Source organism: Allobosea sp. P4_E12, assembly GCF_056401655.1.
The window spans coordinates 116,693-130,810 of record NZ_JBFUIY010000002.1 but is presented as its reverse complement, the minus strand read 5'-3'; the positions used below and the strand labels follow the sequence as shown (position 1 = coordinate 130,810).

The following is a 14,118-nucleotide window of genomic DNA, read 5'->3' as shown; positions in this document are numbered from 1 at the left end:
CAGTCTCAGCGTCACATGGCATAGGCCGGGCTCGCCGGGATCGGGAAGACCCGATCATAGGCCAGGTTGAAGCTGAAGGCGTAGACGACGTAGAAGACGACGATCGCGATATCCATCACAAAGGCCTGCATCAGGGTAATGCCGAGATACCAGGCGATCGGGGGCAGCAGGATCATCAGAAGTCCGCCCTCGAACAACGCGACATGGAGGATGCGCGTGCCGATACCCTTATGGGTATGGCCGACCATACGCTGCATCGCATGGTCAAAGCCCAGGTTGAAGAGGAAGTTCCAGATCGTAGCGACGGTTGCGCTGCCGACGCCGATGACGCCCATATGGCCCGCCGGCAGGCCGAACAGATAGGCTCCCGCTGGAATGACAATGGCTAATCCGATCGCCTCGAACATGAGTGCGTGGCGGATTCGGTCTCGAACGGAGCGCATGTGCTAAGGGGCCTTCACTAGGATTGATGGCCGCGTTCTCTATCTGTCATTTCGATTGCATCAAGTTGGATCGTATCTGATAATCAGATAGATGACGGTTTCGCTGGACCAACTTCGGGCCTTCGTCGCGGCAGCGGAGCATGGCTCGTTCTCCGGGGCAGCGCGCGCGCTTCGCAAAGCGCAATCAGCCGTGAGCACGCAGGTCTCGAATCTCGAGGAGGATCTCGGCGTCGCTCTGTTCAGCAGGGCTGGGCGCAATCCCGTGCTCACTCCGGCGGGCGAAAGATTGCTGCGCGAGGCCAAGGTCGTGCTCGATCGCAGCGAACACCTCATCGGCGTCGCGCGCAGCTTCGAGGCTCATGTCGAGAAGCGGCTTGTCATCGCGATCGACGAACTTTACCCGGAGCACGCTCTGGGGGCGCTCTTTGCCGATTTCGCGCGGCACTTCCCCCATGTTGAGCTCGAAATCCTGTTTCCGCTGATGGAGGATGTGAGCCGGCTGGTCCTCGCGGGGAAAGCCGATATCGGGGTGATGTGGCGTCAGGAGGTCTTGCCGACGGAGCTTGGCTTCCAGACGATCGGATGGGTCCCGCTCAAGCTGGTTTGCGGCAAGGACCATCCGCTTGCCAAGGCCCGCGTCGATTGGGAAGAGCTGAAGCGCTACAGGCAGATCCTCGTCGCCGCCAGAAGCGACGGGCCGGAGAAGCGGCGCCTGCGCGTTGCCGCCGAGGTCTGGTGGGTGGAAAGCCACTGGGTCATTCTGGAAATGGTGAAGCACGGCATCGGCTGGGCCTTCGTGTCCGACCATGTCATCGCGAATTCGCCGGCCGCCCCCGGTCTGATCACGCCGGATCTTCAATTCGACGACGCGGATTGGCCGATCGCGCTCGAGATGATCTGGCACAAGCAGCGGCCATGCGGTCCGGCAGCCAAGTGGCTCCGCGAGCGCTTCGCCACGACCCGGATCGACACCAGCTCGTCCTGGAGGTCGCCACTGCCGGAAGGAAACCGGACATAGCGGCCCTGGCGAGCCGGCGCGGGCCTAGCCGGTGATCGAGGCCTTCATGTAGCTGCGCGGCGAGGTCCCAAGCAGGCGGCGGAACATGGTGGTGAAGGCGGCGACGTTCTCGTAGCCCGCCAGCATGGCGATCTGCGTCACCGGCGCGCCTTCCGCGAGTTTCGGCAGACAGGCGAACAGGCTGGCCTGTTGCCGCCAGGTCGCGAAGCTGACGCCCGTCTCCCTGAGGAAGAAGCGTGTGAAAGTTCGGCGGCTCATCGCAAGCGCTTCCGCCCAGGTGTCGAGCCGGGCATTCGCCGACGGCGCTGCCATATAGGCCCGGCATAGCGCCGCGAGTCTCCTGTCGGCCGGGAAGGGAAGGCCGAGAGGACGGGATTCGAGGGAGGCGATCTCTTCCATCAGGAGCTGAAGGCTCAATGTGAGCTTGCGGCTTCCGGCGGGCGCCTCGCGCAGGCGGATCGCTTCGATGATGAGGCTGCGCGCAAGATCCGTTACCTCGAGCACCACCGGCTCGGGATCGGCCAGGACGCCCTCCCGGGGCAGAAGATAGACCGATCGCATGCTGACATCGCTCAGCATTTCCACGGAATGCTCGAGATGGTGAGGGATCAGCAGCGCGTGGCCTTGCGGAATCATCCAGCGGCCGCGCTCGGTCGCGACTGCCACCACGCCGGAGAAGACGCAGAGCAACTGGATGCGCTGGTGGCTATGGAGAGGGATGGTGTAGCCCGCCGGATCCTCGTTGCTGTGCACCAGGATGTCGGCCTCGGCATAGGCAATCCATCCGAGGTTACGGCGGTGAGCCTCGTCGCGCGCCTCGAGCAGATGCTGCGGCAGTTTTCTCATCTTTGGCCCAAACGCAAAAGAATTCGACCGAAACACGAATGCAGGTCAAGGAGGCGCTCTGTAAAGAGGCATGGCGGCGATAAGCCGGTGTTTGCGGCCCGCGCTGGAGACGAATTGAGATGGTTGCAGCGTTCCCCGGGACCAGGTCCCGTTTCGAGAAGACGACGACATCGATCCTGCTGGCGGTGAGCTTCTGCCACCTGCTCAACGATGTGATGCAATCGCTTCTTGCCTCGCTCTACCCGCTGTTCAAGGCAAACTACGCTCTCGATTTCGTCCAGATCGGACTGCTGACCATGACCTTCCAGGTCACGGCCTCGCTGCTGCAGCCGGTCGTCGGGATGGTGACCGATCGTTGGCCGATGCCCTATTCGCTGCCGGCCGGGATGGCCTGCACCTGCGCCGGACTGATCCTGCTGGGCAATGCGCATAGCTTTGCGATGCTGCTCATGGCGGCGAGCCTGATCGGCTTCGGTTCCGCAATCTTCCACCCGGAGGCGTCACGGGTGGCTCGCCTTGCCTCCGGCGGCCGCCACGGCCTGGCGCAATCGCTTTTCCAGGTTGGCGGCAATATGGGCTCGGCCATCGGACCGCTGCTCGCGGCCTTCGTGGTGTTGCCATTCGGCCAGGGCAGTGTGGCGTGGTTCTCGGCCATAGCGATGCTGGGCATGATCGTGCTCGGCTGGGTCGGGGCCTGGTATGCCGGTCATCGCCGCCAGAATGCCAGCCGTCCTGCCGTCAGTCGCACGCTGCCGTTGCCGCAGGGGCGCGTCGCACTGGCGTTCCTCATCCTCGTGCTGCTGACCGCGACCAAGAATGTCTACATGGCCAGCATCTCGAGCTATTTCACCTTTTACGTGATCGACCAGTTCCAGCTCGGCATGCGCGATGCGCAGCTGATGCTGTTTCTCTTCCTCGGTGCAGCCGCAGTCGGGACCTTTCTGGGTGGGCCGATCGGGGACCGGTTCGGAGCGCGTTTCGTGATCTGGTTCTCGATCCTGGGTGTGATCCCGTTCGCGCTGCTGCTGCCTTATGCGAGCCTGTTCTGGACCGGCGTGCTGAGCGTCGTGATCGGCTTGATCTTCGCCTCGGCATTCTCTGCGATTGTCGTCTTCGCACAGGAACTCGTGCCCGGCCGTGTCGGCCTGATCGCCGGCGTGTTTTTCGGCTTTGCCTTTGGCGCGGGTGGACTTGGAGCGGCCCTGCTTGGCAACTTCGCCGATACGCACGGTATCGCCTTCGTCTACCGCGTCTGCTCCTACCTGCCGCTGCTGGGGCTGCTTACGATCCTGCTGCCTCGCCTGCCGCAAAGAGGCGAGAGCTAGGCCCGGAATCGCTCAGGCTGGATAAGTACGCTGCGTCACGGCCTGCCGCTGGCGGGCCGTGACGCAGGTCTTTGTATGGATTGGCCCGTCTCGGGCCTAGTTTACCGCGATCTGGGCCTGCTTGATGATGCCGGCCCAGCGCTTCGACTCCGCTTCCATCATCGCAGCGAACTCGGCCGGCGTATTGCCGATCGGCTCGGCGCCTTCGTTCTTCAGCCGTTCGCGGATGGTCGCGTCGTTGATGGCCTCCACCGTGGCGGTGCGGAGCTTTGCAGCGACATCCTTCGGCGTCCCCTTCGGCACGACGAAACCATACCAGGCTGTCGCCTCGTAACCGGCCCAGCCGCTTTCTGCGACCGAGGGCACCTCCGGGAAGAGCTTGGCCCGCTCCTTGCCGGTCACCGCCAGCGCGCGCACCTTGCTGCCTTCGATCAGCCCGAGAACCGACGGCACGGTGGTGATCATGAAATCGGACTGGCCGGCGAGGAGGTCGGTCAGGGCCGGGCCTGCGCCACGATAGGGCACGTGCACGGCTGTGAACTGCGCCATCTGCGCCAGCAGAACGGTGGCCAGGTGGCTGGCCGAACCGTTGCCGGCAGAGCCGTAGGTCAGTTTGCCCGGATTCTTCTCGCCGAAGCTGATCAGGTCCTTGATCGTCTTGTGGGGCGAATTCTGCGCCACGACGACGACCAGCGGAGCTGCGGAAATCAGGGTGATCGGGTCGAAGGCCGTCAGCGGATCGACCTTGACGTTCTTGAACAGGTGCGGGTTGACCACCATCGGGCCCTGATTGGCCATCAGCACCGTGTAGCCATCCGCGGGAGAGGTGGCGGCCTGTGCGGTGATCAGGTTGCCGCCGGCCGATCCGTTATTCTCCACGACCAGTGACTGGCCGAGCTTTTCTCCAACGCCCTGGGCGACCAGACGCGCGATCGCGTCCGTTCCGCCGCCGGCCGCGTAAGGCACCAGCAGGCGCATCGGCCGCTCGGGAAATGCTGCCTGAGCGAATGCCAGCTCAGGCAGACAGGCGCTGGCGGCTGCAGTCGTCAGCAGGCTGCAGAAGTGGCGACGCGTCGGTGTCATGATGGGAATTTCCTCCGATTGCAGTCCCTTCTGGCAGCGCGCCAATCGCGCTGGCGGGGACGATGACATGGCCTTCAAAGATACGGCGCGCGGTGCGCACCAGGCTGGCTCTGGCAACCTGGCCAGATGCGTCGAGAGCGAGGTCGACCTGGATACGGCCGCTCGGATGTTCGATCGTCACCAGCGAGGCGGCGTCCGCGAGACCTACCTCTTGCGCAACGCTGCCGGCGACCTGACTGGCGACGGCGATGCAGAGTGCGCCGGTGACGGCATGGCTGCGATGGCAGCGGTCCGGCGTGAAATAGCGTGAGGTCAGGCTGCCGCCCTGGCGGGCCGTCGAAAGCAGTCCGATCTTGGGAATGACCCGGCCGGCGACGTCGCCAAGACCCATGCGCCTGCCCGCCTCGCGCCGTATCTCCTCCAGCCGCGCCAGCAGGGCCGTATTCGCGTCGAGCTCCGCCGGCATCTCGTCACCGGCAAGGCCGAAATCGGTAGCGCGGACGAGCAGCATCGGCGTGGCATAGTCGATCAACGTGACCGGCACACCATCGATCAACTCGCGCGGCTTGCCGGTCGGCAGCAGGGAGCCGGTCTTGGAACCGACGGCTTCGAGGAAGGTCAGCTTGATCGGGGCTGCAGTGCCTGAAACGCCGTCGATCGCGGTTGTGCCGTCATACTCGACACGTTTGCCGGGGGTCTGCACCACCGCCTCGATCAGCGAGGCGGTATTGCGGTTGTAGATCCGAACCATCGTCTCACCATCGCATGCCGGCACGAGGCCGGCCTCGATGGCGAAGGGGCCGATGGCGGAGAGCATGTTGCCGCAGTTCGGACCGAGATCGACATGAGCCCGGTCGACTGCGACCTGGGCGAAGAGGTAATCGATATCGGCATCCGGGCGTGACGCGTTGCCGACGATGGCGACCTTGCTGGTCAGCGAATTGCCGCCCCCGATCCCGTCGAGTTGCAGCGTGTGAGGCGACCCCATTGCTGCGAGCAGCACGCGGTCGCGCGCCTCCGGGTCAGCCGGCAGATCGGTTTCCAGGAAGAACGGGCCGCGGGATGTGCCGCCGCGCATCAGCACGCAGGGAATGCGCAGGGCACGTGCATGAGTGGGCTTGAGCGGATCGGGCAAGGGCGGCGTCCAGCGGTGAGTGACGGGCTCTCATCCCAGATCGTGAAACCTCTGTGAAATGCAGAGATCGGTGTTATTGATGCGCCATGAGCATCAATTTCGAAGCGCTTGATCTGCGCGCGTTCATCGCGGTGGTTGAACTGGAGGGGTTCCACCGCGCCGCAGAGGCCCTCAACATGTCGCAGCCGGCGCTGAGCCGGCGCATCCAGCGGCTCGAGGCAGCGGTCGGCGCGGCCCTGCTCGAACGCACGACGCGGCGCGTGGCGCTGACCATGGTCGGGCGCGAGATGCTGCCGCTGGTGCGGCGCATGCTGGACGAGTTCGATTCATCGATCTTCGCGATGCGCGATCTTGGCACGAGGCGAGCAGGGCAGATCGCGCTCGCCTGTGTGCCGACGGCCGCGTTTTACTTCCTGCCCTCGGTGATCGCGCGCTTCTCGGAGCAGTATCCCAATATTCGGTTCCGGATCCTCGACCTCTCGGCCAATGATGGCCTGGAGAGCGTGGCGCGCGGCGAGGTCGAATTCGGCATCAATCTGCTCGGCGGCTCCGATCCCGATCTGAGCTTCGAGCCGCTGCTCGAAGACCCGTTCGTCCTCGCCTGCCGGCGCGACCATATCCTGGCGAGCAAGCCATCGCTCGGCTGGGCCGATCTCGAAGGGCATCCACTGGTCACCGTCAGCCGGGCGAGCGGCAATCGCGCCATCCTCGACGCGGCCCTGGTACGGGTCGGCGTGCGGCTGGACTGGTCCTTCGAAGTCACGCATCTGTCGACCTCGCTGGGGCTGGTCGAAGCCGGGCTTGGCATCTCGGTTTTGCCGCGCCTTGCAACGCCGACCGGAGAGCATCCCATCATCGTGACGCGCCCGATCCGCGATCCGGAGGTCTCGCGGACCATTGGCGTGGTGCGTCGCCGCGGCGTTCGCCTTGCTCCGGCTGCGGAGCGCTTTCTCGATATGCTGCTGGGGACATGGCGAGGGCCTTTGCCTCAGCGGAAATAAGAGCCTGCCCGCGCGGCTGGCCGCGGCGCCCAAGGCAACAGGAGGTCGGGGACGGGTATGCTGCAAAACTATTCCACAGGCGCATAACATCGAACCCAAATTGCATTAGCCAGCATCGGGCCGAGCGTGGCATCGTTAGGTCATCGAGATGGTTGAGCGCTGGCTTCAGCGCGTTTTTCGTTGGAGCAAGGCGTGTCGGCCTACGATGACGTTCTTTACCCCGCGCTTGAGCCTTACCGCGCTTTTCGGCTTGCGGTGGGGGGCGCGCATGAACTCCATGTTGAGACCAGCGGCAATCCGGACGGCATTCCGGTCGTTTTTCTGCATGGCGGTCCGGGCGGCGGCACCAAGCCGGCCCAGCGCCGGACCTTCGACCCTGCCGTCTTCAATATCGTGACCTTCGACCAGCGCGGTGCCGGGAAATCGACCCCGCATGCGGAACTCGACGGCAACACGACGCAGGACCTGATCGCCGATCTGGAGCGTATCCGCAGCCATCTTGGCATCGAGCGCTGGCTCGTCACCGGCGGGTCCTGGGGCAGCTGTCTTGGGCTCGCCTACGGCCAGAGCCATCCCGAGCGCTGTCTCGGCTTCCGTCTGCATGGCATCTTCATGGCGCAGCGCTCGGAGATCGACTGGTGGTTCCAGGGCTCGCGTATGATCTTCCCGGATCATTGGGAGGCTTTTGCCGAATTCGTGCCGGCGGCGGAGCGTCATGATCTGCTCTTGGCCTATTACAAGCGCCTGACCAGCGACGATGCCGGGTTGCGTGCTGCAGCGGCGGTCAGCCTCAGGACCTTTTCGGCGCAGACCCAGACGTTCCTGCCCGACCCGGACCATGTCGCGACGCTGACCGACACCGACGCCGCGCTCGCGATCTCCCGGATCTTCACGCATTACTGCATGAACGGGGCCTTCCTTCCCTCCGGCCAATTGCTGAGCGACATCGGTCGCATCCGCCATTTGCCGGCCGAGATCGTGCAGGGGCGCTACGATACGGTGACGCCGATGAGCACGGCCTGGCAGCTGAAAAAGGCCTGGCCCGAAGCCCGGTTCACGATCGTGACCGAAGCGAACCACGCAGCGACGCCGAGTGCGCCGGCGTTGTCGCAAGCCCTGCGCGAGGCAACGGACCGGTTGCGCGATGTGATGCTGGCCCAGGCGGCCTGAGGGAGAGCCCATGTACGAGGCCGCAAACCAGATTCGCATCGGCATCGAGCCCTATCTCGAGGTCCGGAGCGCAAAGAGCCCCGCCATCGCGCCCGACGGCGAATTGCTGGCCTATCTCAGCGACGAGAGTGGCACGCACCAGATCTGGCTGCGGCCGCTCGCGGGCGGAGCGCCCTGGCGCCTGACCGATATGCCGGAGCCGATCGGCGCGATCTCCTTCAACCCCAAGGGCCGCGACCTCCTCTTCACGATGGATTGCGGTGGCGACGAGCGGCACCAACTCTGGTTGGTGCCGGGCGCCTCCGGAGTGCCTGAGCCGCTTACCGACGATCCGACGGTCGTGCATGCCTGGGGCGCCTGGGCGCCGGACGGACAACGCATCGCATTCACCTCCAATGCCCGCGATTGCGAGCATATGGACGTCTACGTCATGGAACTCGCTACGCGCACCGCCAAGCGCGTCCATCAAGGCTCCGGCTATCGTGAGGCGGTCGCCTTCTTCCCCGATGGCAAGTCGCTGCTCGTCGCCAACGCCACGCGTTCGATGAGCGATCAGGACCTGCATCGCCTCGATCTCGAGACTGGCAGCCTCACGCCATTGCTGCCGCATGAGGGCCGCGCGCGCTATGTCGTCAGCCGCATGAAGAAGGATGGCAGCGGCTTCTTCTTCGTGTCCGATCAGGGGCGCGAGCATCTCGGTGTCGCCTTCTGTGCACTGGCCGAGGGGCGCGTCACCTGGATCGTCGAGCGGGAGAAGCAGGATATCGAGGCGATCGCGCTCGCGCCTGACCAGGGCCGCCTCGCCTATGTGGCGAACGAGGAAGGCTGGAACCGCGTTTTCATTCGTGATCTCGCGACGGCCGAGGAGTTCGAGGTCGCCGGCTTGCCGCGCGGGACCATCGGCTCGGTGGCCTGGGTTCCCGACGGCAGCGGCCTCGTGTTCCCGCTCGATGGTGCGACCTCGTCTCCGGATATCTGGCGCTTCGATGTGGCTACCCGCACGGCAACGCGGCTGACGGATGCATCCAAGGCAGGTCTCGATTCAAGCAGCTTTGTCGAGCCGAGCGTCGAGCGCGCCGCGAGCTTCGACGGTCTCGAAGTGCCCTTCTTCGTCTACCGGCCGCGGAGCAAGGCTCCGGCGGGCGGCTATCCGGCCGTGGTCGTGGTGCATGGCGGACCGGAAGCGCAGTGGACGCCGATCTTCCGGGCCGACCTGCAGTTCTTCCTGAGCCAAGGCATCATGGTCGTCGCCCCCAATGTGCGTGGCTCGACCGGCTATGGCCGCGCCTACCAGCATCTCGACGACAAGCATCTGCGCATGGACAGTGTCGCGGACCTCAAGGCGGTGCGGTTGTGGCTGCGCGAACAACCGGAGGTCGATGACGAGCGCGTCGCGGTCTATGGGCGTTCCTATGGCGGCTTCATGGTGCTCGCCGCGCTGACCGAACAACCCGAATTGTGGAAGGTCGGCGTCGAGTTCTACGGCATCGCCAATTTCCTGACGATGCTCGAAACCACGGGGCCGTGGCGCAAGTATCTGCGCGCGGTCGAATATGGCGATCTCGTTGCCGATCGGGACGACCTGATCCGCTTCTCGCCGATCCACAAGGCAGGCCATATTCGCGCGCCGCTGTTTATCGCGCAGGGGCTCGACGATCCGCGTGTGCCTCCCGGCGAGAGCGAGATGATCTATTCGGTGCTGCGCGGCCGCGGCCATCCGGTCGAGTATGTCCGCATCCCGCATGAGGGCCATGGCTTCGCCCGGATCGAGAACCGGCGCACGGTCTTCGGGGCCGTCGCACGCTTTCTGCGTAAGCATCTGTGACAGCATCTGGAATACGAGAGGACGCCATGCGTAATTCAGAGACGATCTGGCAATTGGTCGATGCCAAGCGGCAGCCCTTCGAGGCGCTGAGCGACCGGGTCTGGGGCATGCCCGAGATCGCCTATACCGAGTACCGCTYGGTCGCCGAGCATACGGCGATGCTGAAGGAACAGGGCTTCCGCGTGACCGAGAATGTCGCCGGCATTCCGACTGCGGTGATGGGCGAAGCGGGCGAGGGCGGCCCGGTGATCGCCTTCCTCGGCGAATATGATGCGTTGCCCGGCCTGAGCCAGGAGGCGAATATCGCCGAGCCGCGCCCGGTCGAGGGTAGCGGACATGGCCATGGCTGCGGCCACAACATGCTCGGCTCGGCCGCGCTGCTGGCCGCGACCGCGCTCAAGGACTGGCTTGCCGAGACGGGGCGCCCCGGGCGGGTGCGCTATTTCGGCTGCCCGGCGGAAGAGGGTGGCGCAGCGAAGGCCTTCATGGTGCGTGCCGGCGCCTTCGACGATGTCGATGTCGCCATCACCTGGCACCCGGCGTCGATGACGCGGGTCGACGAGGCGCTGTCGCTCGCCAATACGCGCATGGACTTCCACTTCACCGGCCGCGCCTCGCACGCGGCGGCGGCGCCGCATCTGGGACGCAGCGCACTCGATGCCGTCGAGCTGATGAATGTCGGCGTCAACTACATGCGCGAACACATGCCGTCGGATGCCCGCATCCACTATGCCATGCTCGATTCCGGGGGTATCGCGCCGAACGTCGTGCAGGCTTCGGCAAAGGTACGTTATGCGATCCGCGCCCGCGATCTCGCGGGCATGCTGGAGCTCAATGAACGGGTCAAGAAAGTCGCCGAGGGGGCGGCGCTGATGACCGAGACCAAGGTCTCGATCTCGATCATGAGCGCGGTTTCCAACATGCTCGGCAATACGCCGCTCGAAGAGGCGATGTTCCAGAACATCCAGCGCCTCGGGCCCGTGCCGTTCGACGATGCCGACCGCGCCTACGCCGCCCAGATCCAGGCGACGCTGAGCGAGGCCGACATCCTGAACGACTATCGCCGCACCGGCGTCGCGCCGCGCGAGAACACCCCGCTCTGCGATTTCGTGATCCCCAGGGATGCCAGAGGCGTGCCGATGGTCGGCTCGACCGACGTCGCGGATGTCAGCTGGAAGGTGCCGACCATCCAGGCACGCGTCGCGACGCATGCCATCGGCACGCCCGGCCATTCCTGGCAGATCACGGCGCAAGGCAAGGCCCCGGCCGCGCATAAGGGCATGGTTCATGCCGCCAAGATCATGGCCGGTACGGCCGTCGACGTGATGAGCGACGAGACGCTGCTGGCGCGCGCCAAGAAGGATCACCAGGAGCGGACGACCAGGACGCCCTATATCTGCCCGATCCCGGCCGAGGTGAAGCCGCCGATCCAGCCGCGGCCCGAAGCCGCCTGAGCCTTTCAGCCGGGCCTGCGCGGGAGACACAGCGCAGGCCTAGCGACCACAGCAAGTCTTGACCAAGAACAATCACGAGAGCGGGAACTGACCATGGCCAAGCAAGACCAGTCGACGGAGACGCGCGCGCCTCGCGCCGCGCGGTATCTTCTCTCCAGCGTCGCCGCTGCGGCGGCCGTTTGCGCTGCTGCCACGACGGCCGGCGCCGCCACGCCGAAGAACGCCCTGGTGATGGCGTGGAATATCGACGCGATCAGCACTTTCGATCCGGCCCAGGTCGGCGAGGTCGTGACCAACGAGATCCTGCAGAACACCTGCGACACGCTGGTCGATTTCGACCCGGCCGACGAGCGCAAGGTTGTCCCGCTCTTCGCCGAGCGCTGGGACGTCTCGCCGGATCGCAAGGAGATCACCTTCCACCTGCGCAAGGGCGCCAAGTTCCCGTCCGGCAATCCGGTGACCGCTGAGGATGTCCTCTGGTCGCTGCGCCGCGTGGTCAAACTCAATTTCGGCAATGCCGCGACCCTGACCGAATACGGCTTCACCAAGGACACGGTCGATCAGCGCATCGTGGCGCCGGATGCCAATACGGTCGTGTTCAAGCTCGACAAGGCCTATCCGACGACGCTGATCCTGCAGGCGATCGCCGCCAACCGCGTCGCTGCCGTGATGGACATGAAGACCATCATGGCCAATGAGCAGAATGGTGATCTCGGCAATAAGTATCTCGGCACCCGCACGGCCTGCGTCGGCCCCTACAAGCTGACGCGCTGGAACGCGGGCGAGTCCATCGTGCTCGAGGCGAACGAGGGCTATTGGGGCAAGGCTCCGGCGCTGAAGCGCGTGCTGATCCGGCATGTCGCGGAAGCCGGCACCCAGCGCCTGCTGCTGGGGCAGGGCGACGTCGACGTCGCGCGTGACCTGACGCCCGAGGACGTCAAGGACCTCGAAGCCTCGAAGGATGTCTCGATCCTCAAGGTTCTGCGGCCGCAGCTGTTCTTCTGGAACTTCAACGTTGCGGACGGCCCCTTCTCCAAGGAGAAGGTGCGCCTCGCGATGCGCTACCTGATCGACTATGACGGTCTCGGCAAGACGATCATGACCTATCTCGGGGTGCCGCGGGCGAGCTTCGCGCAGCTTGGAGCGGTCGGCGCATTGGACGAGAAGGAGGGCCAGCCCTTCAAGCTCGACCTCGACAAGGCCAAGCAGCTCCTGACCGAGGCGGGCTATCCGAACGGTTTCGAAGCCAGCCTGATCTTCGGCACCTTGCCGCATTCGGCGCCGATCGCCCAAAGCGTGCAGCAGAACGCCTCCAAGATCGGCGTGAAGCTGTCGCTCGAGCGTATGGCCAATGCCCAGCTGTTCAGCAAGGTTCGCGGCCGCGAATTCCAGTCGGCGATGCTGGCCTGGCAGACCGGCGTGCCGGATGCGCATGGGAATGCCTCGCGCCTCGTCTTCAATCCCGACAACCGGGCCGAGGCGAAGCAGACGCAATATCCGAGCTGGCGTTCGTCGTATCAGGACCTGGCGCTCAACGCCAAGATCGACGAAGCCTTGCTGGAAGCCGACACGGCCAAGCGCGACGCGCTCTACGCCGAGATTCAGAAGGACGTCATGGCCAAGGGGCCGATGGCCTTCATGTTCCAGATGTACAACATCGCGGGTGTCCGCAAGGACCTGAAGGACTGGAGCTGGACCGGCTTCAAGACCTACTACGCCCGAACCAGCAAGTAAGGCTGGCTGGTGTCCGAAGTCGCCGAGGTCGGCTCCCGTCGGTTTGCGAGTCCAGGGCGGAAGGGTCTTCCGTCCTGGGTCTGGGCAACCGGAAGGACCATCATTTCCGTTGCCGTGACCCTGTTCGGGCTCGCGGCGCTCACCTTCTTCATCGGTCGCCTGCTGCCGCTTGATCCCGTTGCCGCGGTGCTCGGCGACAACGCGACCCAGGAAGCCTATGACGCGATGTACCGGCAGCTCGGTCTCGACCAGCCGCTCTGGGTGCAGTTCGCGCGCTATGTCTGGGGCATCCTGCATCTCGATTTCGGGACGGCGCTGACCACCGGGAAACCGGTGATGGAAGACATCGCCCGCGTCTTCCCGGCGACGATCGAGCTCGCCAGCGTGGCGATCATCATCGGTACGGGGCTCGGCATTCCGATGGGCGTGCTCGCCGCCATGTACCGCGATACGTGGATCGACCAGCTGTCACGCGTCGTCGGGCTGATCGGTTATTCCGCCCCCAATTTCTGGCTCGGCCTGATGGGGCTCGTCCTGTTCTACGCCACGCTCGGCTGGGTGGCGGGGCCGGGGCGCATCGACTTCACCTATGAGTTCGACCTCGAGCATGTGACCGGCTTCCTGCTCATCGACAGTGCCATGGCGGGCAACTGGGAGATGTTCGGCAACGCCTTCTCGCACATCATCCTGCCGGCCTCGATCCTGGCCTTCGGCGCGTTCGCCTATATCAGCCGCATGACGCGCAGCTTCATGATCGAGCAGCTGAGCCAGGAATATGTGGTGACGGCGCGGGTCAAGGGGCTGTCCTGGTCGCGCACCGTTTGGGGCCATGCCTTTCGCAATATCGCCGTGCAGGTCGTGACCGTCGTGGCGCTCTCCTACGCCTTCCTGCTGGAAGGGGCGGTGCTCACGGAGACGGTCTTCGCCTGGCCCGGTTTCGGCCGCTATCTGACCAATGCCCTGCTCGCGGGCGACATGAATGCCGTGGTCGGCTGCACGCTGCTCGTCGGCGTCATCTTCGTCACGCTCAATCTGCTCTGCGACCTGCTCTACCGGGTCTTCGACCCGCGCACCCGGTGAAGGC

Annotated in this window: 12 protein-coding genes; 8 read left to right on the top strand and 4 right to left on the bottom strand. The window is 64.9% G+C overall.

The features are described from left to right. Positions 1–11 precede the first annotated feature (11 nt). On the bottom strand, positions 12–443 hold the full coding sequence (locus tag AC1DW9_RS02705) for a PACE efflux transporter (RefSeq protein WP_441488108.1): 432 nt from the start codon (positions 441–443) through the stop codon (positions 12–14). Positions 444–534: 91 nt separating this feature from the next. Between AC1DW9_RS02705 and AC1DW9_RS02700 the strand changes: the two genes are divergently transcribed. Continuing rightward, entirely contained in the window at positions 535–1,461 is a 927-nt protein-coding gene (locus AC1DW9_RS02700; RefSeq protein ID WP_441488109.1) for a LysR family transcriptional regulator, read from the top strand. A 24-nt stretch (positions 1,462–1,485) separates the two neighbouring features. On the opposite strand, the gene AC1DW9_RS02695 is transcribed toward AC1DW9_RS02700, so the two are convergent. Then, positions 1,486–2,307 (bottom strand): AraC family transcriptional regulator, encoded by an 822-nt coding sequence (locus AC1DW9_RS02695; protein WP_441504488.1) that lies wholly within the window; start codon positions 2,305–2,307, stop codon positions 1,486–1,488. Between the two features lie 119 nt (positions 2,308–2,426). Here AC1DW9_RS02695 and AC1DW9_RS02690 point away from each other — a divergent pair, with 119 nt between their 5' ends. Continuing rightward, positions 2,427–3,632, top strand: a complete 1,206-nt coding sequence (locus AC1DW9_RS02690; protein WP_441488111.1) for an MFS transporter — start codon at positions 2,427–2,429, stop codon at positions 3,630–3,632. A 96-nt stretch (positions 3,633–3,728) separates the two neighbouring features. Here AC1DW9_RS02690 and AC1DW9_RS02685 read toward each other — a convergent pair whose 3' ends face one another. Beyond that, positions 3,729–4,715, bottom strand: coding sequence for a Bug family tripartite tricarboxylate transporter substrate binding protein (locus tag AC1DW9_RS02685; protein ID WP_441504489.1), 987 nt, complete (start codon positions 4,713–4,715; stop codon positions 3,729–3,731). Beyond that, positions 4,648–5,850, bottom strand: a complete 1,203-nt coding sequence (locus AC1DW9_RS02680) for a 4-oxalomesaconate tautomerase (RefSeq protein WP_476770900.1) — start codon at positions 5,848–5,850, stop codon at positions 4,648–4,650. The genes AC1DW9_RS02685 and AC1DW9_RS02680 overlap by 68 nt, the downstream gene beginning before the upstream one ends. Positions 5,851–5,936: 86 nt before the next feature. Between AC1DW9_RS02680 and AC1DW9_RS02675 the strand changes: the two genes are divergently transcribed. The 6 genes from AC1DW9_RS02675 (at position 5,937) to AC1DW9_RS02650 (ending at position 14,114) form a co-directional block, all read left to right on the top strand. Beyond that, on the top strand, positions 5,937–6,851 hold the full coding sequence (locus tag AC1DW9_RS02675) for a LysR family transcriptional regulator (RefSeq protein ID WP_476775636.1): 915 nt from the start codon (positions 5,937–5,939) through the stop codon (positions 6,849–6,851). 192 nt (positions 6,852–7,043) lie between these two features. Continuing rightward, a complete protein-coding gene (gene pip / locus AC1DW9_RS02670) occupies positions 7,044–8,021 on the top strand; it encodes a prolyl aminopeptidase (RefSeq protein ID WP_441504492.1) in 978 nt (325 codons plus the stop codon). Positions 8,022–8,031: 10 nt separating this feature from the next. Continuing rightward, entirely contained in the window at positions 8,032–9,846 is a 1,815-nt protein-coding gene (locus AC1DW9_RS02665) for a S9 family peptidase (RefSeq protein ID WP_441504493.1), read from the top strand. A 26-nt stretch (positions 9,847–9,872) separates the two neighbouring features. Beyond that, complete coding sequence (locus tag AC1DW9_RS02660; protein WP_476855020.1) at positions 9,873–11,300, top strand: M20 family metallopeptidase; 1,428 nt, start codon at positions 9,873–9,875, stop codon at positions 11,298–11,300. 93 nt (positions 11,301–11,393) lie between these two features. Then, positions 11,394–13,034, top strand: coding sequence for an ABC transporter substrate-binding protein (locus AC1DW9_RS02655; protein WP_441488118.1), 1,641 nt, complete (start codon positions 11,394–11,396; stop codon positions 13,032–13,034). Between the two features lie 6 nt (positions 13,035–13,040). After that, the gene (locus AC1DW9_RS02650; protein WP_441504516.1) at positions 13,041–14,114 is read left to right on the top strand and encodes an ABC transporter permease; all 1,074 of its coding nucleotides are present in this window, start codon (positions 13,041–13,043) and stop codon (positions 14,112–14,114) included. Positions 14,115–14,118: the final 4 nt, after the last annotated feature.

Excerpts from the sequence above, each read along its gene's own strand:
- AC1DW9_RS02695 (WP_441504488.1), bottom strand. The coding sequence starts at position 2,307 with ATGAGAAAACTGCCGCAGCATCTGCTCGAGGCGCGCGACGAGGCTCAC.
- AC1DW9_RS02655 (WP_441488118.1), top strand. The coding sequence starts at position 11,394 with ATGGCCAAGCAAGACCAGTCGACGGAGACGCGCGCGCCTCGCGCCGCG.
- AC1DW9_RS02675 (WP_476775636.1), top strand. The coding sequence starts at position 5,937 with ATGAGCATCAATTTCGAAGCGCTTGATCTGCGCGCGTTCATCGCGGTG.
- AC1DW9_RS02700 (WP_441488109.1), top strand. The coding sequence starts at position 535 with ATGACGGTTTCGCTGGACCAACTTCGGGCCTTCGTCGCGGCAGCGGAG.
- AC1DW9_RS02690 (WP_441488111.1), top strand. The coding sequence starts at position 2,427 with ATGGTTGCAGCGTTCCCCGGGACCAGGTCCCGTTTCGAGAAGACGACG.
- AC1DW9_RS02685 (WP_441504489.1), bottom strand. The coding sequence starts at position 4,715 with ATGACACCGACGCGTCGCCACTTCTGCAGCCTGCTGACGACTGCAGCC.
- AC1DW9_RS02665 (WP_441504493.1), top strand. The coding sequence starts at position 8,032 with ATGTACGAGGCCGCAAACCAGATTCGCATCGGCATCGAGCCCTATCTC.
- AC1DW9_RS02705 (WP_441488108.1), bottom strand. The coding sequence starts at position 443 with ATGCGCTCCGTTCGAGACCGAATCCGCCACGCACTCATGTTCGAGGCG.